Raw genomic sequence first — 24713 nt, forward strand, 5'->3', positions numbered from 1 at the left:
ATTATTACAGTTAATTTGCTCGATTTTTAACTTTAACATATTTTTGGCTTTTGCCGCACAATAAAAGAAATTATCTAATAAACAAAAAGCTTAATAATAAAATCATTTAATGTTTTTTACTTTTAAATTTTTTAGAAAAAAGCCAAGAGTATATACCAAAATAGAAAGTCATATCTACGGTATTATTACAGAGCTTTTAAAAGTGAGCAGCACCGACATCAATGTTGATGAATTGGGTGGAAAGTATTATTTGAGTAACGAAGAACAGCATTTTAAAGTTACTATTTTGAGCAATGATTATGTAATCAGGCTAACCAATACGCATGATTCTGTAGCTGAAAAATACGATAAGGTTTTTGTTGAAGATGTGCTGAAAGCCGTAAAAGAAGAAAAACACCGACGGATGGAAGTGGTTTACGATTCGATTACCAACAGCATCGAAAAAATGGCGGAACGCTTGCACAATAGACTTATTGAGTCAAATGAGCAGGAAAGCAAATCGGTTCGTCGTTTGGAGACAACAAAACATGTTAAAACTAAAAAAGCAAATTATTAGTTGTAATTGCTTTTATAGAATCATTTCTTCATAAGTCAAAATTGTCTCATATCCTTTATTAAAAAAATATTCTTTCGGATTTTCTTTAGAAACTACCAGAATAAAATCTCCGCCCCAAGCCCCAAGACTCTTTATTACGCCATTAAAATCTGGAAAAACAGCCTCTTTTATAGTTTGCATTTCTAAAACATTGCTTAGATGAATTTCGTGTTTTTGTACTGCAGCAGCAAATTCTTTTAATGTTTTGGCATTAAGTATTGCGTTTGTGATTTTATTATTTTGCGCGACACTTTCTGATAGATGGCTATTTTTATGATTGTTGTATGAATAGATAGCAGATTTACTGTTTTGTTTTTTATTTAGATAAACAAAATAAAGATGCTCTTTAAAATCTGGATTAAATTCTACTTGCTGTACAAAATTATCTTTTATTCGGTATAAAACAGGAGTGTTGTTTTGTGCGCATGCAATATCGTAACCGCTTCCGCCAAAACTGTTTTTCAGTAAAGTATAGGCGTTAATTCCAGCCCATTGTGCAATGTTATTGATAAGAGTAGAAGAAGTTCCTAATCCCCAATTTCTTGGAAAACTTAAGTGCGTGCTTACTTTATATCCGTTAGCATTATCAATAAATTTTGGATTTAAAATATAAGCTTCATGCAGAATATTGACCAGTGTTGATTTTACGGTATCAATTTGCGGATCTGAACCTTTTATAACTTCATCAAACGAGATTGTTTCCTCAAACCATAAATGTTTGTCGTAATCATAACTTTTCCATTCGATCTGTTTGTTGTCTAAATCTTCAATGACCAAATCTTGGCCAAATTTTGTAGGCAATGCAAAAGCATCTGCCCCGTCTAAAACGAGATATTCACCAGCGATAAAAAGTTTTCCGTTACTATAAAAGGTTGTTGGCATACTTGTTTTTTATTATAAATTCCAAATTTTTAATTCCAAAATTCCAAGAACTAACATTGGAATTTGGAATTTAAAATATTGGATTTTCTTAACTAGGTTATTTTCTTAAATTCTCAATAAATTCTACCACAGCACTGTGAGAAACAGCTGTTTTTTTGAAATGCGTTTTAATTAAATGACGTTCTTCGTCGGTAGCTTCAAATTGATTGATGATGTTGTTCAGGTGCATTTTCATGTGTCCTTCTTGAATTCCTGTTGTGGTTAAGGAACGCAACGCAGCAAAATTTTGTGCCAATCCTGCCACAGCTACGATTTCCATTAATTCTGGAGCAGAAGGTTTTTGTAAAATTTCAAGACACAATTTTACTAAAGGATGTAATGAAGTTAAACCGCCAACAGTACCAACTGCAAGAGGGATTTCAAGCCAAAAAGTAAAAATTCCGTTTTCAATTTTGGCATGCGATAAACTTGCGTACTGTCCATTTTTGGCAGCATAAGCATGTACGCCAGCTTCTACAGCTCTAAAATCATTTCCTGTTGCCAAAATTACAGCATCGACACCATTCATAATACCTTTATTATGTGTAACCGCTCTAAAAGGTTCAATTTCTGCGATTTGCACTGCTTGAACAAAACGTTCTGCAAATTCTTGAGGGTTGGTAATATGTTTTTCTGCTAAATCTTCTATGGGACAAGAAACTTCGGCTCTAACAAGACAGTGTGGGACATAATTGGAAAGAATGCTCATTATAACTTCAAGTTTTTCTCCATTTTGAAATAAATCAGAATTTTGAGCTTCTTCTTTTAAAGTAGAAGCAAATTGCTCCAAACAAGAATTGATGAAATTGGCTCCCATGCTGTCTTTGGTTTCAAAAGTAGCATGAAGCTGATAATAGTTTTCTAGTAAACTTCTTTTGTCTTTTAATATAATATCTAAAATACCTCCGCCACGTTGCTGCATATTTTTGGTAATGCTTTGTGTTTCTGAGAAGAATTTAGGTTTTATCTGGTCAAAAAAGTTGTGCAGTTTTTCTGCATCTCCGCTATAAGTAAAATGAACCTGGCCAATTTTTTCGGTATTGATTATAGTAGCTTTAAATCCTCCTCTAGTAGACCAGTATTTTGCTGCTTTAGAAGCTGCTGCAACCACAGAACTTTCTTCAATAGCCATCGGAATCGTTTTGTATTTTCCGTTGATCATAAAGTTAGGAGCTACTCCAAGCGGGATATAAAGATTTGTGATCGTATTTTCTATAAATTCATCATGAAGCTGCTGAAGCTTTTCATCTGAATTCCAGTAATTTCTTATAATATCATGTGCCTCTTCTGGATTTGAAAAGTATTCATTTGCAATCCAATCTATTTTTTCTTTTTTGGATAATTTAGAAAATCCAGCAACAGCGTTGTTCATTCTCAATGTATTAAATAATATTGTTGCGGCAAAGATACTATTTTAAGAGTTTTGATTGCAATCTATTTCATACATGAAAGTGCGCAATCGTTATTTTTTTTAACATTTAACACTTAAAATGTGTATTATGTTTATTTTTTTTACTAAAATTGGGCTCTTTTTATATTTAAAATAATTCTAATGAATACAAGTAAATTTACTGCAGTATTTTTATTTTTAACTGCGGTTGTTTTTGGACAGCAGAAAATAACTGTCGAAAATGTTTTTAGCGGTACTTTCCGGGCTAAAGGAATGGATGAACTGCAATCGCTAAAAAATACAAATCAATATACTGTTTTAAATGTTGACCAGGCGAGCAGAAGTATGCAGATTGATTTATACGATTTTGCAACCCTGAAAAAAGTATCGAATCTTATTGATACTAAAAACTACAAAGAACTTGCCGACGGAATTGACAGCTATACCTTCGATGCTTCTGAAAAAAAGATCTTAATTGCTTGTAATTCTTCTAAAATCTTCCGTCACTCCTTTACTGCTGATTACTACCTTTATGATATCGCAGCAAAATCTCTGATTAAACTTGTTGATTTCCAAATTCAAGAGCCAACTTTCTCACCTGATGGAACTAAAATCGCTTACGCACGAGAAAACAACTTATATGTGTATGATGTAGCTTCAAAAAAATCTACTCCGATTACTACAGACGGAAAGAAAAATGCGGTTATAAATGGTATTACTGATTGGGTTTACGAAGAAGAATTTGCTTTTGTGCGTGCATTCGACTGGAGTAAAGACAGTAAAAAAGTAGCTTATATTCGTTTTGACGAAAGCCAGGTTCCTGAGTTTTCAATGTCAATCTTCCATAAAGATTTGTACCCTAAAATTGAAACTTTTAAATATCCTAAAGCTGGAGAAAAAAACTCAGAAGTTTCACTGCATATATATGATGTAGCTGCGGGAGCAACTAAAAAAGTAGATTTAGGAAAATATAATGATTTCTACATTGCGAGAATGCAGTGGACGAATGATGCGAATGTGCTTTCTGCGCAGGTTTTAAACCGTCATCAAGATAATTTAGATATATTGTTTATTGATGGTACGACTGCTAGTTCAAAAGTGGTTTTAAATGAAAAAGATAAAGCTTACGTAGATATAACTGATAATTTGACTTTCTTAAAAGATAACAGTTTTATCTGGACAAGCGAAAAAGACGGTTTTAATCATATTTATGTGTATGATAAAAACGGAAAACTTAAAAATCAAGTTACAAAAGGAAACTGGGAAGTGGTTTCATACTACGGTTTCGACGAAAAAACAAAAACTATTTTCTATCAATCTACAGAAAATGGTTCTATCAACAGAGATCTTTACAGAATTGGTTTAGATGGGAAAAATAAAGTGCGTTTGTCTTCAAAAACAGGAACAAGTGCAGCGACTTTCAGTCCAAATTTCCAATACTTTATTACAACTTTCTCAAGCAATACGCAGCCTACAACTTATACTTTAAACGAGGCTAAAACAGGAAAAGAAATTCAAGTTATCGAAAATAATCAGGCACTTGCTGATAAATTGAAAGCATACAACCTTCCTTCAAAAGAATACTTTGTTTTAAAAACAGCTAAAGGAAATGAACTAAACGCATGGATTTTAAAACCAAAAGATTTTGATGCTTCAAAAAAATACCCTGTTTTCATGTTCCAATACTCTGGTCCAGGATCTCAACAGGTAGCAAATCAGTGGAATAATTCTAATGATTACTGGTTCGCTTCATTAACTCAGCAAGGTTACATCGTAGCTTGTGTTGACGGAAGAGGAACAGGTTACAAAGGAGCTGATTTCAAAAAAGTAACTCAAAAAGAATTAGGAAAATACGAAGTTGAAGACCAAATTGATGCAGCAAAAGTAATTGGTGCTTATCCTTATGTTGATGCTTCAAGAATTGGAATCTTCGGATGGAGCTATGGTGGATTTATGGCTTCGAACTGTATTTTCCAAGGAAACGATGTTTTCAAAATGGCAATTGCTGTTGCGCCAGTTACAAACTGGAGATTTTATGACAGTGTTTACACAGAAAGATACATGCAGACTCCGCAAGAAAATGCAAGCGGATACGATCAAAACTCTCCTATAAATCACGTTGATAAATTGAAAGGGAAGTTCTTATTGATTCATGGTTCTGCAGATGACAATGTTCATGTTCAGAATACAATGCAGATGATGGAAGCTTTAATTCAGGCAAATAAACAATTTGATTCTCAAATTTATCCAGATAAAGATCATGGTATTTATGGCGGAAAAACGAGAGTTCAGCTTTATACCAAAATGACCAACTTTATCAAAGAAAATTTATAAATCTAGAAATATTTAAACCTAATTAAAAAGAATAGTATGGGAGAAACTCAAGTAAAAACAGCGCATCCAAAAGGTCTTTGGGTATTATTTGGAACGGAGATGTGGGAGCGATTCAATTTTTATGGAATGCGCGCTTTATTGACTTTATTTCTTGTGAATTCATTATTGATGAAAGAAGAAGAAGCATCATTAATTTATGGAGGATTTCTTGGACTTTGTTATTTGACGCCAATGTTGGGAGGCTTTGTTGCCGACCGTTACTTAGGAAACAGAAATTGTATTCTACTGGGAGGATTATTAATGGCAATAGGACAATTGCTTTTGTTTACGAGCGGAAGTGTTTTTGGATCTAATTTAGGTTTGGCAAAAATTATTATGTACTCTGCGTTAGGAGTAATTGTTTTTGGTAACGGATTCTTTAAACCAAATATTTCTAGTATGGTTGGAAGTTTGTATCCAAAACAAGAAAAAACAAAACTAGATAGTGCTTTTACTATTTTCTATATGGGAATTAACATTGGAGCATTTTTAGGTCAGTCTATCTGTCCTTTATTAGGAGATGTTAAAGACGCAGGAGGAATTAGAGATATCCATGCTTTCAGATGGGGATTCATGGCGGCTTCTGTGGCTATGTTATTAGGTACAATTCTTTTTTACTTCTTAAAAAATAAATATGTGGTTTCTCCAGAAGGAAAACCATTAGGGGGGCTTCCTTCTAAAAATGATGCTTCAGATTTTGAAGAAGGAGAAGCGCAAAAAGCAAACTTTTCTACAAAAGCTCTTATTGGTGCGGGAATTGCATTTGTTGCTTTAGGATTCTTTTTCCATTACGTTGTAGGTCAGAACTTGATTTATACTTTGATTTATTCAAGTGGTTTGGCTTTGGCAGGATTAATTATTTCTGACACTTCTTTAACTAAAGTTGAAAGAGATAGAATTATTGTAATTTATATAGTTTCGTTCTTTATTATCTTCTTCTGGGCAGCGTTTGAGCAAGCAGGTTCGTCTTTAACTTTCATTGCAGACAACCAAACAGATAGACATTTCTTTGGTTGGGCAATGCCACCATCTATGGTTCAAATTTTTAACGGAATGTTTGTTGTGGTTTTAGCAGTTCCTTTCAGTGTTCTTTGGGATACTTTAAGAGCTAAAGGGAAAGAGCCAATTTCTCCAGTAAAATTAGCAGCGGGATTAGTGATCATCTCTATTAGTTTCTTTATGATTGCTACTCAGGTTTCTTACATCGGAACTTCAGGGCTTTTATTAGTTAAATGGCTTATCTTATTATATTTCTTAAATACATGTGCTGAATTGTGTTTATCTCCAATTGGTTTATCATTGGTGGGCAAATTGTCTCCAAAACGTTTTGCATCATTATTATATGGAGTATTCTTTTTGTCTAATGCATCAGGTTATGCATTAGGAGGAACTTTAGGTTCTATCTTGCCAGCAACTGGTGATAAATTTGCAAAAGCAAAAGAACTTGGAATAGATCTTCAGGCAGTTTTAGATAAAAAAATAACGCTTTCAGCAGACCAATTGGCTTTGTTGGATCATCATCAGATTAGTGCGCAAAATCCAATTTTTGCAGGATTTGAAATCCATAACTTATACGAATTCTTTATGGTTTTTGTTGTCTTGACAGGTATTGCTGCAATTTTATTATTTGCTTTAACACCACTATTGAAGAAATTAATGCACGGTGTTAGATAATTAGAATGGAAAACAATATTACTTTAGAAGAAATTCAAAATTTTCAAGGCAAGTACCCAAAGCAATTGTGGTACTTGTTTTTGGTTGAAATGTGGGAGCGTTTCTGTTTCTACGGAATGAGAGGGGTTTTAGCAGTTTTCATGGTAGATCAATTAGGTTTGGTTGAAGGGAAAGCAAATTTGCAATATGGGGCGATTCAGGCTTTTGTATATGCATTTACTTTTATCGGTGGAATTTTTGCTGATAAAATTTTAGGGTTTAAAAAATCACTTCTTTTTGGAGGAATCGTGATGATTTTGGGGAATTTGCTTATTGCAGCAAATCCACATGATTTCTTTTATTACGGAATAACGCTTTCTATTATTGGAACCGGTTTTTTTAAGCCAAACGTTTCTTCAATGGTAGGAGAGCTGTATCATGAAAATGACGGTCGTCGTGATGCAGGTTACGGACTGTTTTATGCAGGAATTAATATTGGTGGAATGCTTGGAGGAGCGATTCCCATTTATTTAGGGAAAAACTATTCTTGGAGTCTTTGTTTCCTTTCTGCAGCAATTGTTATGATAATTGGAGTTATAACTTTTCTTTTAACGAAAAAGCACTTAGCGCCAATTGGAAATTCTCCGTTAGAAAATCATGCTCCTAAAAAACGTAATCTTTACGAAATAGCAGTTTATGTAGGTTCATTTGTTGTAATTCCTTTAGTGTATATAATGGTTATTAATTCTGATTTTACAGAGTATTTTATGTATACAATCGGGGTTCTGGCATTGGGATATTTTTTGTATGAATTGATAATGATAAAAGAGAGAAAGCAACAACTTAAGTTTTTTGCTGCCTTTATCTTTATTTTTGCATATTTTATGTTTATGGCAATCTCTGAACAGTCAGGAGGTTCATTGTCGTTATTTGCGAAAGATAATTTGACCAATAAATTATTGTTCTTTAATATCGATCCAAATGTGGTAAATAATAGTATAAATTCATTGTATGTTATTATTTTTAGTCCATTATTAGGGTTTTTGTGGATCTATATGTCTAAACGAAAAATAGAGCCTAATACCGTTATTAAATTTGGTTTGTCATTTATTTTATTGGCGGCAGGTTTCTTTATTTTTTATGCTGCTAGATATTTTGTAAACCAAGACGGATTAAGTTCGTTGGATGTATTTGCTTTAGGATATCTTTTGTATACACTGGGGGAATTATGTATTGGTCCAATCGGAATGTCTGTGATAACAAAATTATCGCCTAAAAGATTGTTCGGAATGATGATGGGATTATGGTTTCTTTCAAGTGCATTTGGCCAATTTGCTGCAGGAAAATTAGGAGCTGAAATGTCTGATGCCAACACTGGAACTACATTAATGTCTAAACTTATTGCTTACACGGATGGATATTATCAATTAGCTTTATATGCACTGGTTGCTGGGATTGCATTTATTGTGCTAACTCCGTTGATTAGAAAATTAATGCAAGAAGTTAAATAATTATATTGTAATTAGTTTTTGCATAAATTTGTATAAAATTTCTCATTATGAAAAAAATAGTACTTATTGCTTTATTTTTAATTGGTGCCGCAAATCTACAGGCACAAGAATTAAAATGGTATACAGATGTTAGAGAAGCAATTACTGTAAGCAATAAAGAACAAAAGCCTATGCTAATGTTTTTTACCGGCAGTGATTGGTGTGGATGGTGTATTCGTTTGCAAAATGAAGTTTTAAAGACTGCTGAATTTAAAAAATGGGCAACAGATAATGTTGTTCTAGTTGAGTTGGACTATCCTAGATCTGTTCCTCAGACACCAGAACTTAAAAGCCAGAATAACGAATTGCAGCAAGCTTTCGGGATTCAGGGTTTTCCAACTATATTCTTTACTAGTGCAGAAACAAAAGATGGCAGAGTTAACTTTAAAGGTCTTGGTAAAACAGGATATGTGGCCGGCGGCCCATCAGCTTGGTTAACTGTTGCAGAAGGCATCGTGCATCCGAAGAAAATGTAAATTTTGGTTTGAAAAAATAATGAAAGGTCTCTTACTTTGTAAGGGACCTTTTTTGTTTAGTAGGAAAAATTCTTTATAAAAATAGCTTCAAATTGAGTATTTAATATTTTATTAAATGAAAAAAAACATATAATGTATTTTTTGTATTAATATAATTTGGATAATTAAAATATAATGTTAATTTCGTCTTGCTAATCTAACCAAAACCAATTTATATGACTAAAAAATTACTTATCCTACTGTTTTTTTTAGGTTCATTTATGATGCAAGCACAAAATTTAGCATGGAGAACAAACATGACAGATGCTATTGCTATAAGTAATGAACAGAAAAAACCAATGCTGATTTTATTCACTGCCTCAGGTGTACCAGAAAATCTCCAAAACGAAATCTTTAAAACACCCGATTTTGCTGTTTGGTCGCGAGATAATGTGATCTTAGTAAAATTAGATTTATCTGACATGAATGCTTCAGATAGTGATCGTGAACAGAATGTAAAATTAAAAAATGCATTCGGAGTTCAAGATCTTCCAGAAGTATGTTTCGCAATGGCGTCAGTAAGAAAAAACAAAACGACATTTAGTGCTTTAGGAAAAATAGCCTACAAACCTGGAGGAGCAAAAGCTTGGATTGCAGAGTCAAATGCAATTTTGCATCCAGTAGAATAATAAACGATTTCATTCGACTTTTATTTTAATTTTTTTAGTCCCCTTTATGTTTTACAGAGAGGGGATTTTTTTTTCTGAAACGTCAGTAGAGAATTTGATTATTTTTACTAGTGTTTATTTAACATTTATTAAAAAATAAGCGATTTATTATCAATTTGATTTTAATGCTTACGAGTTGGTTTTTAATTCATTAAAAAATTTTATCAGATTCTGTTTTTGTATTATTTTAGTTTTATTAACATAATCAAAACCCAAATTATATGCCTAAAAAATTACTCATCCTACTACTATTTTTAAGTCCATTTTGTATGAATTCTCAAAATATAATTTGGAAAACCGACATTAATGATGCTGTAGCCGTAAGTGCAGAAAAAAGAAAACCGTTATTAATTTTTTTTACTGCTCAAGGCGTAAGTCCTCAACTTCAAAATGAAATTTTTGCTACCCGAGATTTTGAAGAATGGTCGCGAAATGTCATATTGGTAAAACTAGACCTTTCAGATTCTTCAGCTTCTGATGCTGTTAAAGAACAAAATCTAATGTTGAAGAATGCTTTCGGGATAGAAGATATTCCTCAAGTGTGTTTTTCTGAGGTAACAGTCAGGAAAGGAAAAACAAATTTTAATAAACTAGGGCTTATTGGCTATACAGGTTCTGGTGTTAAATCTTGGATTTCTGAATCCAATTCAATTTTAAATCCAGAATAAAATTATAATTGATAATATCCCTTTTCTTTTGTGGAATGAAAAGGGATATTTTTTTTAAGACAGCTTTTTCCCCAGTATTTCTGAATTGAATTGGAATTTGAACCATCTGCAATAACAACTTTTGGATGAATCTTCTGCAGCAGCCGATCTAGATTTATTTTTGAGGTTTGAGTAAGGATTACAATATCTGGATTTACTTTTTCTGTGAAAGCTTTAGTGCTATCAATTATTAGTATTTTGGTATTTTTAAAGTAAAGCACATTTTTAATCTCTTTGATTTTAGACAAACTTATTGAATTTCCAACGAGATAAGAATTTATATTTCTTTTATTCATGTTTTTATAGATAGTATCTCTACTATAGAGTACTATGTTTTTTCCTAAGCGCTCAGAAATAAGCGTGTTGTTTTTTTCATTGTAAACAATCAATTCTTCTTCATTTTCAGTTTCAACTTTGGTTAAAATAAAAGCAAGTTGTATTGTAATAATTGAGGTAAACACAAATATCAATTTTTTAAAACTTGGTTTTTTAATCCAGATTATAGTGCCAATTATAAAGAATGAGAATGCCCACAAATGGTAAAAATTAAAGCTAATATCTCGAATGACGAATGAATCGGCAGAAGCTACTGTGTGAATCATAAGGTTTAGCAGATAAATGCTTTTTTCAAAAATTATTGTCATGAACAATGGAGGACTGGTAAAAATGGCGATAATCATTATGACAATTCCAGCAATCATAATAAAAGACAAAACAGGAAGTATAATGATGTTTGTGACAAAAAATAAGCCCGGAAATTGATGGAAATAATAAAGGCATAAAGGCAAAGTGCCAATTTGTGCCGCAAAAGAAACCGTGAGTGCTTCCCAGATGTAAACCGATATTTTATATTTTGGTTTATAAATGTTTTTTAAAATTGGCTGTAGCCAAAGAATAAAAAACAATGCAATATAACTTAATTGAAAACCGACATCAAATAGAAAATACGGCTCAAAAAGTAATATCAATAAAATAGAAACTAGTAAAGTATGATAGATATTTCCATTTCGGCGCAAATGATTCCCAATTGCAACAAATGAAAACATCACTACAGATCTCAAAACTGAAGGTGACAAACCAGAAATTATGGCAAAACCTGCCAAAGAAATTAGAATAGAAGCTAATTTTAAAAATGAACCTTTTCTCGTGTTTGGAATAGGTTTAAGAATAAAAGTGATGAAAAGCATTATAAAGCCCACATGAAGCCCTGAAACAGATAAAATATGCGTAGCTCCAGAATATTGATAGTCTTGGATTATATCTTGTGAAATCTCTTGCTGTTGGCCTAAAATTAAAGCCAGAGCTACATTCATTTCGGCTTTATTGAATTTTGATTTTTCAAGATTGGAAATTATTCTCGAATGCAATTTTGCACAGTAATACCAAATGTCTTTTTGAACCGTATTGCTGACCAAAATTTCTTTTTTCTGGCAATAAATCTGCGCATAAATTTGTTTGTCGGCTAAATATCTGCCGTAATCAAACTGATTCGGATTTTTACTAGGTTTGTTTTGCTGTAAAATGGTTTGAATTTTAATGCTATTCCCTACAATTAAAGGGTTTTTGGTGCTGTCTTTCTGAACATTTACAATTATTTTTCCCGAATAAGCCTTTCCCGATATTGTTTTTACAAGACCAATGTAACGATCACTATAATCGTTGCTCTTTAATTTTTCCCTTAAAATTAACCTGACAAATTGTGGCTTTTTGAAGGCTGTCTGCCAATGTGTGTAATTGCTTTTTTGAAGGCTTTGTGTATGGCATAAAAGCGTTAATGCTCCAATGCAGAAAGATAAAATATAGCTCAGATTTCCAAATAAGATAGATTTCTTATTATGCTTTAAATTCCAAAAGAAGGCGCCGCAAAATGCTATAAAGCTTATTAAAACCCAAAAGGCAATAATTGAAATAGAAAAATGCAGGTAATAAGAAGCGATTATGCCAAGAATAAACGCAAGCGTAATTTTTATTAACGGAAAATCTAATACTTTCATGGTATAAAAGTATTAAATATTTGTAAGAAAAATAATAAATAAAATGAGTTTTTTAAGGAATTACTCTATTTACCTGCTCAAAAGAATTTTTGTAATACGGCTCTTTGGTAGAAGAAATAATAACTCCTTTTGAGGTTGACGAATGCACAAATTTTACTTCATCAGAATTGGCTTCTGTAATCAATCCAACATGGTTGATTTGTCTGCTTTTGTTGGTTTTAAAGAAAATTAGATCGCCTTTTCGAGCATCGTTTAACGGAATTACTTTTCCTATTTTAGCCTGATCATAAGAACTTCTCGGAAGTTGTATATTTTCACTTTCAAATGTAGTGTAAACCAATCCAGAACAATCAAATCCGTTTTTTGTAGTTCCTCCAGCTTTGTAGCGTACGCCAATATTGTCAGTTGCCTTTTCAATTAAATTATTTACCAACGATCTATTTTCTTTTTTAGATTCGTTTTTGTTTGCAACAGAAGAAGTTGATTTACAGGAAGTAAAAGCAATTGCTAAAAGCAGAAAAAGTAGTATTCTTTTCAAAATAGATTAATTAGTTTGTTTTAAATCGGCAACAATGAGTTTCGCTGTGTTCTTACTTGCGCCAACTCCGCCTAATTTTTGTTCTAATATATCGTAATTTTGTAGCACTTTATTGCGATAGTCAGGCTCTAATAATTTTTGAAGTTCTTCTTTGATTCGTTTTTTATTGCAATCTCCCTGAATCAATTCAGTCACAACTTCTTGATCCATAATCAAATTTACAAGAGAAATGTATTTTAAAGTGATAATTCGTTTTGCAATCTGATATGAAACTTCACTTCCTTTATAACAAACTACTTCGGGAACTTTAAAAAGAGCTGTTTCAAGAGTTGCAGTTCCAGAAGTTACTAATGCAGCTGTTGAAGAACGTAGCAAATCGTAAGTTTTATTGGAAACAAATGCAATGTTTTTATTTTTTAAGAATTGCTGATAAAATTCATATTCCTGACTTGGAGCGCCAGCAATAACAAATTCGTAATCCTGAAAATCATCAACAACACTCAGCATTACACTCAGCATTTTGGTAATTTCCTGTTTACGGCTTCCTGGCAGAACAGCAATGATTGGTTTTTCGCCTAGATTATTTTCTTTTCTAAACAAAGCTTCATCAAAAGCAGGCTGATTCTGAATCGCATCGATAAGTGGATGCCCAACAAAATCTACAGGAAAATGATGTTTATCTTCGTAGAAACTTTTCTCAAAAGGCAAAATCACATACATTTTATCAACGTCTTGTTTGATTGCTTTAATTCGGTTTTCTTTCCAAGCCCAAATTTGAGGAGAAATATAGTAATGTGTTTTATAGCCTAATTCTTTTGCCCATTTTGCAATTCGCATATTAAAACCAGGATAATCAATAAAAATAATCACATCTGGTTTGAACTCCGTGATGTCTTTTTTACAGATTTTAATATTGTTTAAAATGGTTTTTAAATTGAAAACCACTTCAATAAACCCCATAAAAGCCAAGTCGCGATAATGTTTCACTAGAGTTCCGCCTGCTTTCTGCATTAAGTCTCCGCCCCAAAATCTAATTTCTGCTTCTGGATCTTCAACGTATAATGCCTTCATTAAATTTGAACCATGTAAATCTCCAGAGGCTTCTCCTGCAATTATGTAATACTTCATGTTGGTTTTTTTGTAAATGTGCTAATTTGTAACTCCTAAAGGGAACTTAGCAAAGATAAGATTTAAATAACTAATGTCGAAATTGCCAGTACAATCACGGCTAAAATCACGCCTCGAGCCATGTATTCTTTGTTTCTTTTTAAAAGAATAGCAAATACGCCAAGATCTAAAAGTGTTCCTATGGTAATTATTTTTCCTAGATATCCGTATTCTCGAATCATTTGAAATCCTTGTGAAATGTCAAACGTGGTAAAAAATGTGATGAATAGATAGCTTCCCAAAAGAGCCGTAAAAATTCCGATTAAAAAACCGATTATTATTTCTTTAGTCATTTAATTTCCAAGTATTAAGTTGCTGAATAGAGTGGTGGGCAGTCAAGTCAAATTGTACAGGAACTACCGAGATGTATCCGTTTGCCAAAGCCCATTCGTCGGTATCTTCGCCTTTGTCTTCGTTTACAAATTTGCCTGCAAGCCAATAATAATCCTTTCCGAAAGGAGTTTGCCTTTTATCAAATTTTTGGGCGTAATAAGCTTTCGCTTGACGACAAACTTTAATTCCTTTAATTTCAGATTCTTTTAATTTCGGAAAATTCACGTTTAAAACCACTCCTGGAGGAAGTTTATTGGCAAGAGTTTCTAAAGCAATTTTTTTTACGAAAGACTTGATAGGTTCAAAATCAGCGTTCCAGTCAAAATCCAAAAGAGAAAATCCGATTGCCTGAATACCTTCTATTCCAGCTTCAACAGCGGCACTCATGGTTCCAGAATAAATGACATTAATAGAAGAATTTGACCCGTGGTTGATTCCCGAAACGCATAAGTCTGGTTTGCGTTTTAAGATTTCGTTTACTGCCAATTTTACACAATCTACGGGAGTTCCGGAACAGCTGTACTCTGCAATTGTGTCATCGTCTTTTGAAATTTTATCTATAAATAAAGTATTGTTGACTGTGATGGCGTGTCCCATTGCGCTTTGTGGTTTGTCTGGAGCAACGACAATTACATCGCCTATTGTTTCCATAACGCTAATAAGGGCTCTAATTCCGGGAGCCAAAATACCATCATCGTTAGTTACTAATATTAGTGGTTTCTCAGCTTTCATTTAATAAATATTATGTGTAGTTTTAACAATTGTAGGATTTTAAGAACAAAATTAATCACAATTATTTGCGATAAGTCATAAATAGTGTAAAATTTGTCAACTAAGGTAAAGAACTTTTTTACGAATTAAACATTTTTATATCTTTAACAAAAAATTATCGAAGCGTTAGCTCTCGTGGCATAGTTTTTAACGTAACTTAGATAAAAAAATTGATGAATGCTATTATAAAGTTTATGAAAAGAAATTATAAGATACTCATAGCCGTATTGTGCTTATCGCTTACATTATTTGCATTTAAGATGAATGCCGATAGGACAATCGACCCAGATCCGAATAGAGACAAGACACTTTTAGAATTATTAGCATTTGTTATTGAAAAAGGGCATTATAGTCCAGCAGAAATAAATGATGAATTCTCGAAAGGAATTTTTAAAGATTATATAGACGCACTAGATCCCTCTAAAAGATTTTTTATGCAGTCAGACATTGATGAATTTAAGCAGTATGAATTAATGCTTGATGATCAATTTTTGAATAAAGATATTACTTTCTTCAACCTTACTTATACAAGATTGATGAAGCGTATGGAAGAAAGTAAAAAACGCTATAAAACGATTTTAGCTCAGCCTTTTAATTACAATGTTGATGAGACTTTTAATGCAGATTATGAGCATATTCCGTATGCAAAAAACTTAACAGAGCTTAATGAGAGATGGAGAAAACAAATTAAATTATCTACTCTTTCTTCTTTAGTTACCAAACAAAAAATTGAAGAAGAGAAGAAGAAAAAAGATCCAGCTTACAAAGAAAAATCTTTTGAAACTTTAGAAAAAGAAACTCGCGAAAGCTCTTTAAAATCTTTAGATGATAATTTTGGCGTAATCAAAGATTTGAATAGAGAATACTGGTTTTCTGTGTATTTGAATTCTATCATGACTCGCTTTGATCCACATACAAGCTATTTTGCACCAGAAGAAAAAGATCGTTTTGATGTAAACATCAGTGGAAAACTAGAAGGTATTGGAGCTCGTTTGACTAAGAAAAACGATTTTACTCAAATTGATGAATTAATTTCTGGAGGTCCAGCTTGGAAAGGAAAACAGCTTGAAGCCGGTGATTTAATCTTGAAAGTTGCTCAAGGAAATGAAGAGCCAGTAGATGTTGTGGGAATGCGTTTGGATGATGTTGTGAAAAAAATCAAAGGACACAAAGGAACTGAAGTAAAACTTACGGTTAAAAAAGTAGATGGTTCTATCAAGGTCATTTCTATCATTCGTGATGTTGTTGAAATTGAAGAAACGTATGCAAAATCTAGTGTTGTTGAGAAAAACGGCTTGAAATATGGAGTGATTTATCTTCCTAAATTCTATATCGACTTTGAGAATAAAGACGGACGTGATGCAGGAAAAGATATTGCTCGTGAAGTAGAAAGATTGAAAAAAGAAAATATCAACGGTATTGTGCTTGACGTTCGTGATGATGGAGGAGGATCTCTTTCAACAGTTGTTGATATTGCTGGTTTATTTATCGAAGACGGGCCAATTGTTCAGGTGAAATCTGCCGGTAAAAAGAAAGAAGTTTTATACGATAAAGATAAAAAAATCGAATGGGATGGGCCATTGGTTATCATGGTAAACAGTTTTTCTGCTTCAGCATCTGAGATTTTGGCGGCTGCAATCCAAGATTATAAACGTGGTGTGATTATCGGAAGTAAACAAACTTACGGAAAAGGAACTGTTCAAAATGTTCTTGATTTAAATCAGTTTGTGCGTAATGCAAATTATGGAGATCTTGGAGCATTGAAAATTACAGGACAGAAGTTTTATAGAATTAACGGAGGTTCTACCCAGCTTGAAGGTGTTCATAGTGATGTAGTAATGCCAGATCGTTATGCTTACCTAAAAATGGGAGAGAGAGATATTGATAATGCTATGCCTTGGGATAAAATTGATCCGGCTGATTATAGTACATGGACTTCTAACGAAAACTTTACTAAAGCTATCAATAACAGTAGAAACAGAATTGCGCAAAATCCTCAATTTAAATTAATTGATGATAATGCAAAATGGATCGATGTTAAGAATAAAGAAAACGTTTATAGCTTAAACATTAAGAGTTTTAAAGAAACTCAGGAACAAGTTGAAAACGAAGGAAAAAAATATAAGCCAATTTCTGATTACAAAAATGATCTAATCTTTAAATCGCTTCCTTACGAAGAGGAAGAAATGAAAGCTGATGCTTCTTTAAAAGAAAAAAGAGATGCTTGGCACCAAGCATTATCAAAAGATGTTTATGTAGAAGAGGCCTTAAATGTATTGGATGATTTGCAAACAAAAAGTTTGGTAAAAAATACGGTTAATCCTAAAATGAAAAAGGATAAACTAGTGAAGTCTTAAGTTCGAAAAGAATTTAATTTGTTTAAAAACGCTCTATAAATTTTGAATTTATGGAGCGTTTTTTTTGTAAGTTCGCTTTTAAAAATAGAAGTATGAAAGGTTATTTGGGTTTGATTTTGTTAAGTTTTACATTACTGTCATGTAAAAAAGAAGATGCAAAAAATACTGAAGAGATTAATAGTAATGAAGTGGTTTCTTTTAAAGGGAATTCTACTCATAAAGATTCTTTATATACCATTGCCTATCTCCCGACTTCGACAACCAAACAAATTGTAAAGCATCAATATTACACGCTTTCATATAACGAAAAGTTTGAACAAGCAGAATGGGTTGCTTATGAATTGAAAAAGGAATATCTGAAAAATAATGACTACAAAAGACCTTATTTTATTGAAGATCCAAAAGTAACTACAGGTTCTGCTGATTGGAGAAATTATAAAAAATCAGGTTATGATAAAGGGCATCTTTGTCCTGCTGGGGATATGGAATTCAGTAAAAAGGCATACAATGATACTTTTTACACGTCGAATATTTCTCCTCAGAAAAAGGAATTTAATGCGGGAATTTGGAATAGAATAGAGCAGAAGACCCGTTATTGGGCAGAAAAATACAATGATATTTATGTCGTAACTGGCGGAATTGCCAAAGATACAGACAAAAAAATTGGAATAGAAAAAGTGGCTGTTCCTAAATATTTTTATAAAATTGTTTTAGCGAAAACTGGTAAAGAACATAAAGCAATTGCATTTTTAGTCCCAAATGAAAAGAGCGACAAATCTATTTATGATTTTGTAGTTCCAATCGAAACTTTAGAAAAAATGACAGGAATTGATTTCTTCCCCAATCTTAAAAACCTAAAAAGCAGTAAGGATTTTTAATAAATACTGTTTACCCATAAATTAATCTAGAATAGAAATAAGAATGCATTTTTTTAAAATGAAGAGGCAAATGATTTTTGCTGGTTTAATGATTGCTTTTATCATAAACCACGGCAATAGCCAAACAGTACTGAATAAACAAAATATAGAAAATGCACTTAACGATGCCTTTGATAAATTTAAAGATTTAAAAGAAGGAAAAAATGCCGACTATATTAAAGAACTAGCCAATGTTGATCCTGATATTTTTGGTATTGCATTTGTTACTGCAGAGGGAGCTGTATATACAAAGGGAGATATAACTTCAATGGTTTCCATTCAAAGTATATCGAAAGTGTTTACTATGGCAAAAGTAATTGAGCAAGAAGGTCCACAGTTTTTGCAAGACAAAATAGGGGTAAATGCTACTGGATTGCCATTTAATTCTATTGTTGCTGTTGAAATGCATAAAGGTGATAATATTAATCCTCTGGTGAATCCTGGAGCTATTGCAACCACGAGTCTTATTAGAGGTAATGATTCTATAGCAAAATGGAAAGAAATTCAGAAAATTCAAAGTGATTTTGCCGGAAGACAACTTTCTATAAATCGTCCTGTCTATGTAAGCGAGGCTGGTGATAATTTGCGAAATCAAGCTATTGCACATTTGTTGTTGGCTTATAATAGAATATATTTTGATCCAGTACAAGCAACAGATCTTTATACAAAACAATGCGCATTGAATGTAAATGTAAAGGATCTTGCTACAATGGCGGCCACATTGGCAAATGGCGGTGTTAATCCTGTTACAAAAAATAAGGTGGTTAGTCAGGCAACTGTAATGTATACTTTGCCTGTAATGGTAACTGCCGGTCTATATGACAATTCTGGAATTTGGCTTTTTAATTCGGGACTTCCAGCAAAGAGCGGTGTTGGAGGAGGAATATTGGCTGTGTGTCCTGGTAAATTTGGAATTGCTGTTATTTCGCCTCCATTAGATAAATCTGGAAATAGCCTGAAAGCTCAGAAAGTTATCCAATATGTGGTAGAAAAACTTAAAGCAAATCCTTATTGGATTCAGCCTAAGTAAGGTTGTAGGTTAAAAAAGAAAAGTCCAAAATTATTTTTTGGACTTTTCTTTTTTGTTTTTCTAAAATTAAAAAGTGGCAATACTTTTTAAATCAGCGATGGTTTCTGTTGGGTTTTCAGCTTTAAAAACAAAACTTCCAGCAACTAAAACATCTGCCCCGGCTTCTACCAATTGTTTTGCATTTTTACTAGTCACGCCACCGTCAATTTCGATTAATGTGGAAGCATTTTTTCGTGTTATCAGTGTTTTAAGCTTCTTTACTTTGTCGTAAGTGTTTTCGATGAAGGATTGTCCTCCAAATCCTGGATTTACGCTCATGATACAAACCACATCAATATCGTTGATAATGTCTTCTAATAAATCAACGTTTGTATGCGGATTCATTGCTACACCAGCTTTCATTCCTTCAGTTTTAATTGCCTGTAGTGTTCTATGTAAATGTGTGCAGGCTTCGTAATGTACTGTTAATCCATTTGCACCTAAATCTGCAAAAGTTTTAATGTAACGATCGGGATCAATAATCATTAAATGTACATCGATATATTTTTTGGCATGTTTTGAAATGGCTTCTAAAACGGGCATTCCGAAAGAGATATTCGGAACAAAAACTCCGTCCATAATATCAATATGAAACCAATCAGCCTTACTGTTATTAATCATTTCGACATCTCGTTGCAGATTGCCAAAATCGGCGGCAAGGACTGAAGGAGCAATAAATGTATTTTTCATTGTGTGTTGTTTTGTAGCAAAGATAAAGTTTAACCGCAAAGTTCGCTAAGATTTACACAAAGTTCGCAAGTTTTTTTTGTTTAATAAATGACGCAAAGAGCGCAAAGTTTTTTCGCAAAGTTCGCAGAGTTTCTGTTTGAAATTATTTGAGAATGCAAAGTTCTCAAAGCTTTGTGTTCTCTTTACTCTATTAAAATATAGCTTAGAAAACTTAGCGAACTTTGCGAAAAATCTTTGTGTACTCTGCGTTACAAACATTTCAGCTCAATACTAAAAAATAAAAAACTCCGGTAATCAGCCGGAGTTTCAATCATCAATCAAAAAACGAACAGTCAATCAAACTGTTGTTTGCGGGAAAATTCCAATTTAAAACAACCAAATTCCAAGCCAATTGTAATTTGGGTTTTAAAATATTGAAATTTAATATTGTTTATCCTAAATAAGTTTTAAGGATTTTACTTCTAGAAGTGTGTTTCAATCTACGGATTGCTTTTTCTTTAATTTGACGAACACGCTCACGAGTTAGGTCGAAAGTTTCACCAATTTCTTCAAGAGTCATTGGGTGCTGATCGCCAAGACCGAAATATAAACGAACAACATCTGCTTCTCTTGGAGTTAATGTTTCTAAAGAACGTTCGATTTCAGTACGAAGAGATTCGTGAATTAATTCTCTGTCAGGATTTGGAGATTCACCAGAACGTAATACGTCATAAAGGTTAGAATCTTCACCTTCAACAAGAGGTGCATCCATAGATAGGTGACGTCCAGAGTTTTTCATAGACTCTTTTACGTCGTTTACAGTCATATCAAGTTCTTTTGCAATTTCCTCAGCAGAAGGCGGACGCTCGTTAGATTGCTCTAATAATGCGTACATTTTGTTGATTTTATTGATAGAACCAATTTTATTTAATGGTAAACGCACAATACGAGATTGTTCAGCTAATGCTTGAAGAATCGATTGACGAATCCACCATACAGCGTAAGAAATGAATTTGAAACCACGAGTTTCATCAAAACGTTGAGCCGCTTTAATTAAACCTAAGTTTCCTTCATTAATTAAATCCGGAAGAGTTAATCCTTGATTTTGATATTGTTTAGCCACCGATACTACGAAACGTAGGTTGGCTTTTGTTAGTTTTTCTAAAGCTCTTTGATCACCAGCCTTTATTCTTTGTGCTAATTCTACCTCTTCATCAGCGGTAATTAGGTCAACTTTTCCAATTTCTTGTAGATATTTATCTAACGATGCAGTTTCACGATTAGTTACCTGCTTGGTGATTTTAAGTTGTCTCATGTTGTTGTCTCCCTATTTTTTAAAGTGTACAAATGGTTATACGAATAGAGTATCGAAAAAGTTACAAAAAAAACTATTTTATTTTTATAAATTGAAAATTTTTATTGTGATAAAATGAAAAGGCCTTGATTTACAATGTAATCAAGGCTTTTATTTTCTGCTTTTTGTGTAATTATTTTACAGTGATATTTTTTGAAACATATACGGGCTGTCCATTTTCGGTAAAGCCTTCCAGAATAACTTCAAAATTTCCTTTAATATCAGAAGTGTAAAATGATAAATCTTCTTCTTTTGTATTTAGTTTAATATCAGGTTTCCATAACAGTTGGTATCTGTAATCGGGAACCCTTTGTAATTTATTTCCTGGCGAATAATCAGGATTATTATACACTTTTTCAGGATTAGGACGCTGGATTTCCGTTATTTTCAGGTACTTTTTTACATAATTTTCTGAAAATTCATTGTTTTTGGTTTCAAAACTAACTAATCCTCCATACAAATTTGGGCCATATACATAAGGTTCTGTTATTAAACTAACCCTACTGACATTTGCCATGTTATAGTCAAAAAGATCGCTCGGATCTTGAATTAAAAGTCCATCAACAAGCACCAATGGCGGTCCATACATTTCTAAATCTTTTTGATTATTCCTTATGTGGAGTTGGTATTTGCCGTTGTTTCTTCTATAATAAAGTTCTACAATAACCTCTACTATATTTTCTTTTAAAGTTGGAAATCGAGTGTAATCGTCTAAAACATATGATTTTTCAATCGTAGTAAAAAATGGATTCATTACAGCCTCTGTGACCAAACTGTCTTTTTTAATTTGATAGTAGGCATTTTGAATCTGACTTGCTGTAGATCTTTCTTCAATGTCTTTTTTTAATTCTGGCGACAAATTCAGTTTTGATATGAATTGTAATGAGGAAGTATCAAATTTTGGAAATGGATCAAGATTGACAGTGTAATCATTTCGGTTTTCGTCAATTACCTGCAAAATTGCGTTTGGAAAATTTGGAAATTGATCAAGTAAAAATGCAAATTTTCCTTGAGCATTTGTCTTTACAATTTTTAAAACATATTCTTTTCCAGGCAATGATAAAGCAATCGATTTGTCTCCAACATTTTGATTACTGTTTGATGTAATATAACCTGTAATAAGTTCAGACCTTACTTCTGGAATATAAGTAAACGAACCAGGTGTAAAATTAACATAGCTTTCTGCAGATTTCTTAACAAATTCAGCTGGCGTAAGCTGTTTTAAAGTTGGAATCTGATCTGTTTTTCTAATAGAAACAGAATAATTTCCTTTTTCAATGCTTCCAGTCAATGACTTCAATTTTAAATTGACTTTTTCTCTAGTGTAATAACTTTCTTTGTCAAAATCAAAATCAATTCTTTTGTCATTTCCTGTGTTCGAATTTATGGTCTGAATTGCCGTTGCAGTATTTTGCGTGGTAACAAGGTCAAATGTAATATTGTCATTTGGCTCTTGAGTTTGAAACGGATTGATAATGAAAATATCTATTTCAGGCTTTTGAGAATTTGGATTATTCAGCATCCATTTTGTATAAGCAATGACTTTGTAATTTCCAGTTTTTAAAGTCGTTGGAATAAAGTGTTCTCCAGTTCCAATTCCGTTATCAAGGTATATTTTATTTTTTTGAAGTGATTTTTTCTCACTGTCAATTAATTCAACATAAGCAATTTTACTTATTTGACTAGCTTTGTTGTTTAAAGGATTTAAGCAATACAGTTTAAAATACAGTGTTTCTCCAGTCAAAAAGCTAGTTGTGTTCGAATGAAGAAAAATAGTTTCTTGCGTTGAAGTAGTTGGTATATCGTTTTTTGTTTGTGAATTCTGAGCATAGATAAATCCGCTTTGAATTAATAAAAACATCAAAAGCACTAAATGTCTCATTTTGCCTAGAATATTAGCCTGATTATATGTTGAAAAGTGTTTCATGAATTTAATAAAAGATTAATCTACCCAAAAAGGAGGAACGATATTAGATGAAAATGAAGTGCAATCTCCGCAAGCGGGTTTTACCATTGCGTACTCATCATTAAAATTTGTAGATAAGAACACTAATGATTTGGTTCTTATGTTTGAACGTAAGACGGCTCCATTACAAGGAGGAAGTCCTTCACAATCTAGAAAAATTTTAACATCACAATCGCTTTCATAATACGGAGGAAGTTTTTCATTTGGAAATAAATCAACATAATTAAAGAAAATTCTTTCTGAAGAAACTGCAGAAACTTCAAAGAAGCCAATCACTTTTTCTGATGGATTTTCTACCGATTTGATATTTCCATAGAAAAAACCAGGTTGCTTGGGAGAAAGAACACCGCCAGAAGATGATAAATCTCTTAAAGTTTTATAATATGTGTAAGCAGCTAAATTTTGAACATATTGTTTTACAAAAATGCTATAACGATGTGTAATGATATAATTTTGATTGCTAATAAAGCGAACAGGGAAATGTACTCTGTCTTCGCTTAGACTGTTTGTCGTGTTTAAAATTATAGCATTTGATTTTTTAGTTGAAAAGCAAGTTCTGGTTTCACGATTTCTGAGTTGCAATTTAATATATTCTCGTGCCGGAGACCCAGGAAAATCGTTGTCTGGGTCTGCAGGAATTTCTGGAGAAAACTCCATTACGGTTTCTTGAGGGGACCATACAGGCGCAATGATTTTATAAGTTTCGATGTATTCATAGCGGTAATATTTTGAAGTATTAGTTGGATCGTAACTATTTACGTTTATTTGCACACCTCTTTCGCCATTGACATTTTCTGCAGTAGCTGTTACGTTATCAATTTTAGTTTCAGTAGTTAAAATCTGTTCGTCTGAAGTATAATTTTTACCTTCTCGTGTTCTAATTTTTAATTGATATTTTCTTCCAGGTTCAGCTTTAAAAGGAGTTATAGAAGAATATATTGTGTCTTTTTCCTCAAATTGATATTCGTTTCCTTGATCGTCAGAAATAAAGACATTTGCTCCCTTTTCAACTCTCGGACCTGTTTCTTCAAGCTGATAAACTTGCGAAAGCTTGATAGTTTGATTTTTAAGTTCGTTTGTAATTGTTCCTTCTACAACAAGAGCACTTTCAAAATCCGTATTCTGAAAAACATATTGCTCCGTACAGCTGCTAATAGCAAATGTTAGGATTAATAATGATGATATATTATATAGATATTTTGTCAT

21 protein-coding genes are annotated in these 24713 nt (G+C 32.6%); 10 read left to right on the plus strand and 11 right to left on the minus strand.

Annotation, left to right across the window (positions count from 1 at the left end):
- Positions 1-109: 109 nt before the first annotated feature.
- Positions 110-556, plus strand: a complete 447-nt coding sequence (locus tag NU08_RS04900; RefSeq protein WP_129746114.1) for a hypothetical protein — start codon at positions 110-112, stop codon at positions 554-556.
- Positions 557-568: 12 nt separating this feature from the next.
- Here NU08_RS04900 and NU08_RS04905 read toward each other — a convergent pair whose 3' ends face one another.
- Both NU08_RS04905 and NU08_RS04910 read right to left on the minus strand, forming a co-directional pair.
- On the minus strand, positions 569-1477 hold the full coding sequence (locus tag NU08_RS04905; protein WP_129746115.1) for a GYDIA family GHMP kinase: 909 nt from the start codon (positions 1475-1477) through the stop codon (positions 569-571).
- A gap of 97 nt (positions 1478-1574) precedes the next feature.
- On the minus strand, positions 1575-2888 hold the full coding sequence (locus NU08_RS04910; RefSeq protein WP_129746116.1) for a hydroxymethylglutaryl-CoA reductase, degradative: 1314 nt from the start codon (positions 2886-2888) through the stop codon (positions 1575-1577).
- 180 nt (positions 2889-3068) lie between these two features.
- On the opposite strand from NU08_RS04910, the gene NU08_RS04915 reads away from it, so the two are divergent.
- The 6 genes from NU08_RS04915 (at position 3069) to NU08_RS04940 (ending at position 10333) form a co-directional block, all read left to right on the plus strand.
- Positions 3069-5240, plus strand: a complete 2172-nt coding sequence (locus tag NU08_RS04915; protein ID WP_129746117.1) for a S9 family peptidase — start codon at positions 3069-3071, stop codon at positions 5238-5240.
- A 36-nt stretch (positions 5241-5276) separates the two neighbouring features.
- Positions 5277-6953, plus strand: a complete 1677-nt coding sequence (locus NU08_RS04920; RefSeq protein WP_129746118.1) for a peptide MFS transporter — start codon at positions 5277-5279, stop codon at positions 6951-6953.
- A gap of 5 nt (positions 6954-6958) precedes the next feature.
- Positions 6959-8443, plus strand: coding sequence for a peptide MFS transporter (locus NU08_RS04925; RefSeq protein WP_129746119.1), 1485 nt, complete (start codon positions 6959-6961; stop codon positions 8441-8443).
- 47 nt (positions 8444-8490) lie between these two features.
- Positions 8491-8958, plus strand: a complete 468-nt coding sequence (locus NU08_RS04930; RefSeq protein ID WP_008466477.1) for a thioredoxin family protein — start codon at positions 8491-8493, stop codon at positions 8956-8958.
- A gap of 215 nt (positions 8959-9173) precedes the next feature.
- Positions 9174-9626 carry a thioredoxin family protein gene (locus tag NU08_RS04935; protein ID WP_129746120.1) on the plus strand — a complete coding sequence of 151 codons (453 nt, stop codon included), beginning with the start codon at positions 9174-9176 and terminating at the stop codon, positions 9624-9626.
- A 260-nt stretch (positions 9627-9886) separates the two neighbouring features.
- Positions 9887-10333, plus strand: coding sequence for a thioredoxin family protein (locus tag NU08_RS04940; protein ID WP_035691607.1), 447 nt, complete (start codon positions 9887-9889; stop codon positions 10331-10333).
- A 2-nt stretch (positions 10334-10335) separates the two neighbouring features.
- On the opposite strand, the gene NU08_RS04945 is transcribed toward NU08_RS04940, so the two are convergent.
- The 5 genes from NU08_RS04945 to surE form a co-directional block, all read right to left on the minus strand.
- A complete protein-coding gene (locus tag NU08_RS04945; RefSeq protein ID WP_129746121.1) occupies positions 10336-12366 on the minus strand; it encodes a ComEC/Rec2 family competence protein in 2031 nt (676 codons plus the stop codon).
- A 52-nt stretch (positions 12367-12418) separates the two neighbouring features.
- Positions 12419-12904 carry a C40 family peptidase gene (locus NU08_RS04950; RefSeq protein WP_129746122.1) on the minus strand — a complete coding sequence of 162 codons (486 nt, stop codon included), beginning with the start codon at positions 12902-12904 and terminating at the stop codon, positions 12419-12421.
- A gap of 6 nt (positions 12905-12910) precedes the next feature.
- Positions 12911-14032, minus strand: coding sequence for a lipid-A-disaccharide synthase (lpxB, locus tag NU08_RS04955; RefSeq protein ID WP_008466483.1), 1122 nt, complete (start codon positions 14030-14032; stop codon positions 12911-12913).
- A 62-nt stretch (positions 14033-14094) separates the two neighbouring features.
- Positions 14095-14364, minus strand: coding sequence for a hypothetical protein (locus tag NU08_RS04960; protein WP_129746123.1), 270 nt, complete (start codon positions 14362-14364; stop codon positions 14095-14097).
- Positions 14357-15136: a 5'/3'-nucleotidase SurE gene (surE, locus tag NU08_RS04965; protein ID WP_008466485.1), complete on the minus strand. Its 780-nt coding sequence runs from the start codon at positions 15134-15136 to the stop codon at positions 14357-14359. Before surE ends, NU08_RS04960 begins: the two co-directional genes overlap by 8 nt.
- 212 nt (positions 15137-15348) lie before the next feature.
- On the opposite strand from surE, the gene NU08_RS04970 reads away from it, so the two are divergent.
- The 3 genes from NU08_RS04970 (at position 15349) to glsA (ending at position 19479) form a co-directional block, all read left to right on the plus strand.
- A complete protein-coding gene (locus NU08_RS04970; protein WP_129746124.1) occupies positions 15349-17532 on the plus strand; it encodes a carboxy terminal-processing peptidase in 2184 nt (727 codons plus the stop codon).
- A gap of 92 nt (positions 17533-17624) precedes the next feature.
- A complete protein-coding gene (locus NU08_RS04975) occupies positions 17625-18410 on the plus strand; it encodes a DNA/RNA non-specific endonuclease (RefSeq protein ID WP_165352411.1) in 786 nt (261 codons plus the stop codon).
- A 58-nt stretch (positions 18411-18468) separates the two neighbouring features.
- Complete coding sequence (gene glsA, locus NU08_RS04980) at positions 18469-19479, plus strand: glutaminase A (RefSeq protein ID WP_207214056.1); 1011 nt, start codon at positions 18469-18471, stop codon at positions 19477-19479.
- Between the two features lie 66 nt (positions 19480-19545).
- Here glsA and rpe read toward each other — a convergent pair whose 3' ends face one another.
- The 4 genes from rpe to NU08_RS05000 form a co-directional block, all read right to left on the minus strand.
- A complete protein-coding gene (gene rpe, locus NU08_RS04985; RefSeq protein WP_129746127.1) occupies positions 19546-20208 on the minus strand; it encodes a ribulose-phosphate 3-epimerase in 663 nt (220 codons plus the stop codon).
- Positions 20209-20638: 430 nt separating this feature from the next.
- On the minus strand, positions 20639-21502 hold the full coding sequence (locus NU08_RS04990; protein WP_007804760.1) for an RNA polymerase sigma factor RpoD/SigA: 864 nt from the start codon (positions 21500-21502) through the stop codon (positions 20639-20641).
- A 172-nt stretch (positions 21503-21674) separates the two neighbouring features.
- Positions 21675-23468, minus strand: coding sequence for a hypothetical protein (locus tag NU08_RS04995; RefSeq protein WP_129746128.1), 1794 nt, complete (start codon positions 23466-23468; stop codon positions 21675-21677).
- A 15-nt stretch (positions 23469-23483) separates the two neighbouring features.
- A complete protein-coding gene (locus NU08_RS05000; protein WP_129746129.1) occupies positions 23484-24713 on the minus strand; it encodes a DUF4249 domain-containing protein in 1230 nt (409 codons plus the stop codon).

This window comes from Flavobacterium anhuiense, assembly GCF_004151235.1.
Classification (GTDB): domain Bacteria; phylum Bacteroidota; class Bacteroidia; order Flavobacteriales; family Flavobacteriaceae; genus Flavobacterium; species Flavobacterium anhuiense_A.

Excerpts from the sequence above, each read along its gene's own strand:
- NU08_RS04900 (WP_129746114.1), top strand. The coding sequence starts at position 110 with ATGTTTTTTACTTTTAAATTTTTTAGAAAAAAGCCAAGAGTATATACC.
- NU08_RS04905 (WP_129746115.1), bottom strand. The coding sequence starts at position 1,477 with ATGCCAACAACCTTTTATAGTAACGGAAAACTTTTTATCGCTGGTGAA.
- NU08_RS04910 (WP_129746116.1), bottom strand. The coding sequence starts at position 2,888 with ATGAACAACGCTGTTGCTGGATTTTCTAAATTATCCAAAAAAGAAAAA.
- NU08_RS04915 (WP_129746117.1), top strand. The coding sequence starts at position 3,069 with ATGAATACAAGTAAATTTACTGCAGTATTTTTATTTTTAACTGCGGTT.
- NU08_RS04920 (WP_129746118.1), top strand. The coding sequence starts at position 5,277 with ATGGGAGAAACTCAAGTAAAAACAGCGCATCCAAAAGGTCTTTGGGTA.
- NU08_RS04925 (WP_129746119.1), top strand. The coding sequence starts at position 6,959 with ATGGAAAACAATATTACTTTAGAAGAAATTCAAAATTTTCAAGGCAAG.
- NU08_RS04930 (WP_008466477.1), top strand. The coding sequence starts at position 8,491 with ATGAAAAAAATAGTACTTATTGCTTTATTTTTAATTGGTGCCGCAAAT.
- NU08_RS04935 (WP_129746120.1), top strand. The coding sequence starts at position 9,174 with ATGACTAAAAAATTACTTATCCTACTGTTTTTTTTAGGTTCATTTATG.
- NU08_RS04940 (WP_035691607.1), top strand. The coding sequence starts at position 9,887 with ATGCCTAAAAAATTACTCATCCTACTACTATTTTTAAGTCCATTTTGT.
- NU08_RS04945 (WP_129746121.1), bottom strand. The coding sequence starts at position 12,366 with ATGAAAGTATTAGATTTTCCGTTAATAAAAATTACGCTTGCGTTTATT.
- lpxB (WP_008466483.1), bottom strand. The coding sequence starts at position 14,032 with ATGAAGTATTACATAATTGCAGGAGAAGCCTCTGGAGATTTACATGGT.
- NU08_RS04960 (WP_129746123.1), bottom strand. The coding sequence starts at position 14,364 with ATGACTAAAGAAATAATAATCGGTTTTTTAATCGGAATTTTTACGGCT.
- surE (WP_008466485.1), bottom strand. The coding sequence starts at position 15,136 with ATGAAAGCTGAGAAACCACTAATATTAGTAACTAACGATGATGGTATT.
- NU08_RS04970 (WP_129746124.1), top strand. The coding sequence starts at position 15,349 with ATGAATGCTATTATAAAGTTTATGAAAAGAAATTATAAGATACTCATA.
- NU08_RS04975 (WP_165352411.1), top strand. The coding sequence starts at position 17,625 with ATGAAAGGTTATTTGGGTTTGATTTTGTTAAGTTTTACATTACTGTCA.
- glsA (WP_207214056.1), top strand. The coding sequence starts at position 18,469 with ATGAAGAGGCAAATGATTTTTGCTGGTTTAATGATTGCTTTTATCATA.
- rpe (WP_129746127.1), bottom strand. The coding sequence starts at position 20,208 with ATGAAAAATACATTTATTGCTCCTTCAGTCCTTGCCGCCGATTTTGGC.
- NU08_RS04990 (WP_007804760.1), bottom strand. The coding sequence starts at position 21,502 with ATGAGACAACTTAAAATCACCAAGCAGGTAACTAATCGTGAAACTGCA.
- NU08_RS04995 (WP_129746128.1), bottom strand. The coding sequence starts at position 23,468 with ATGAAACACTTTTCAACATATAATCAGGCTAATATTCTAGGCAAAATG.
- NU08_RS05000 (WP_129746129.1), bottom strand. The coding sequence starts at position 24,713 with ATGACAAAATATCTATATAATATATCATCATTATTAATCCTAACATTT.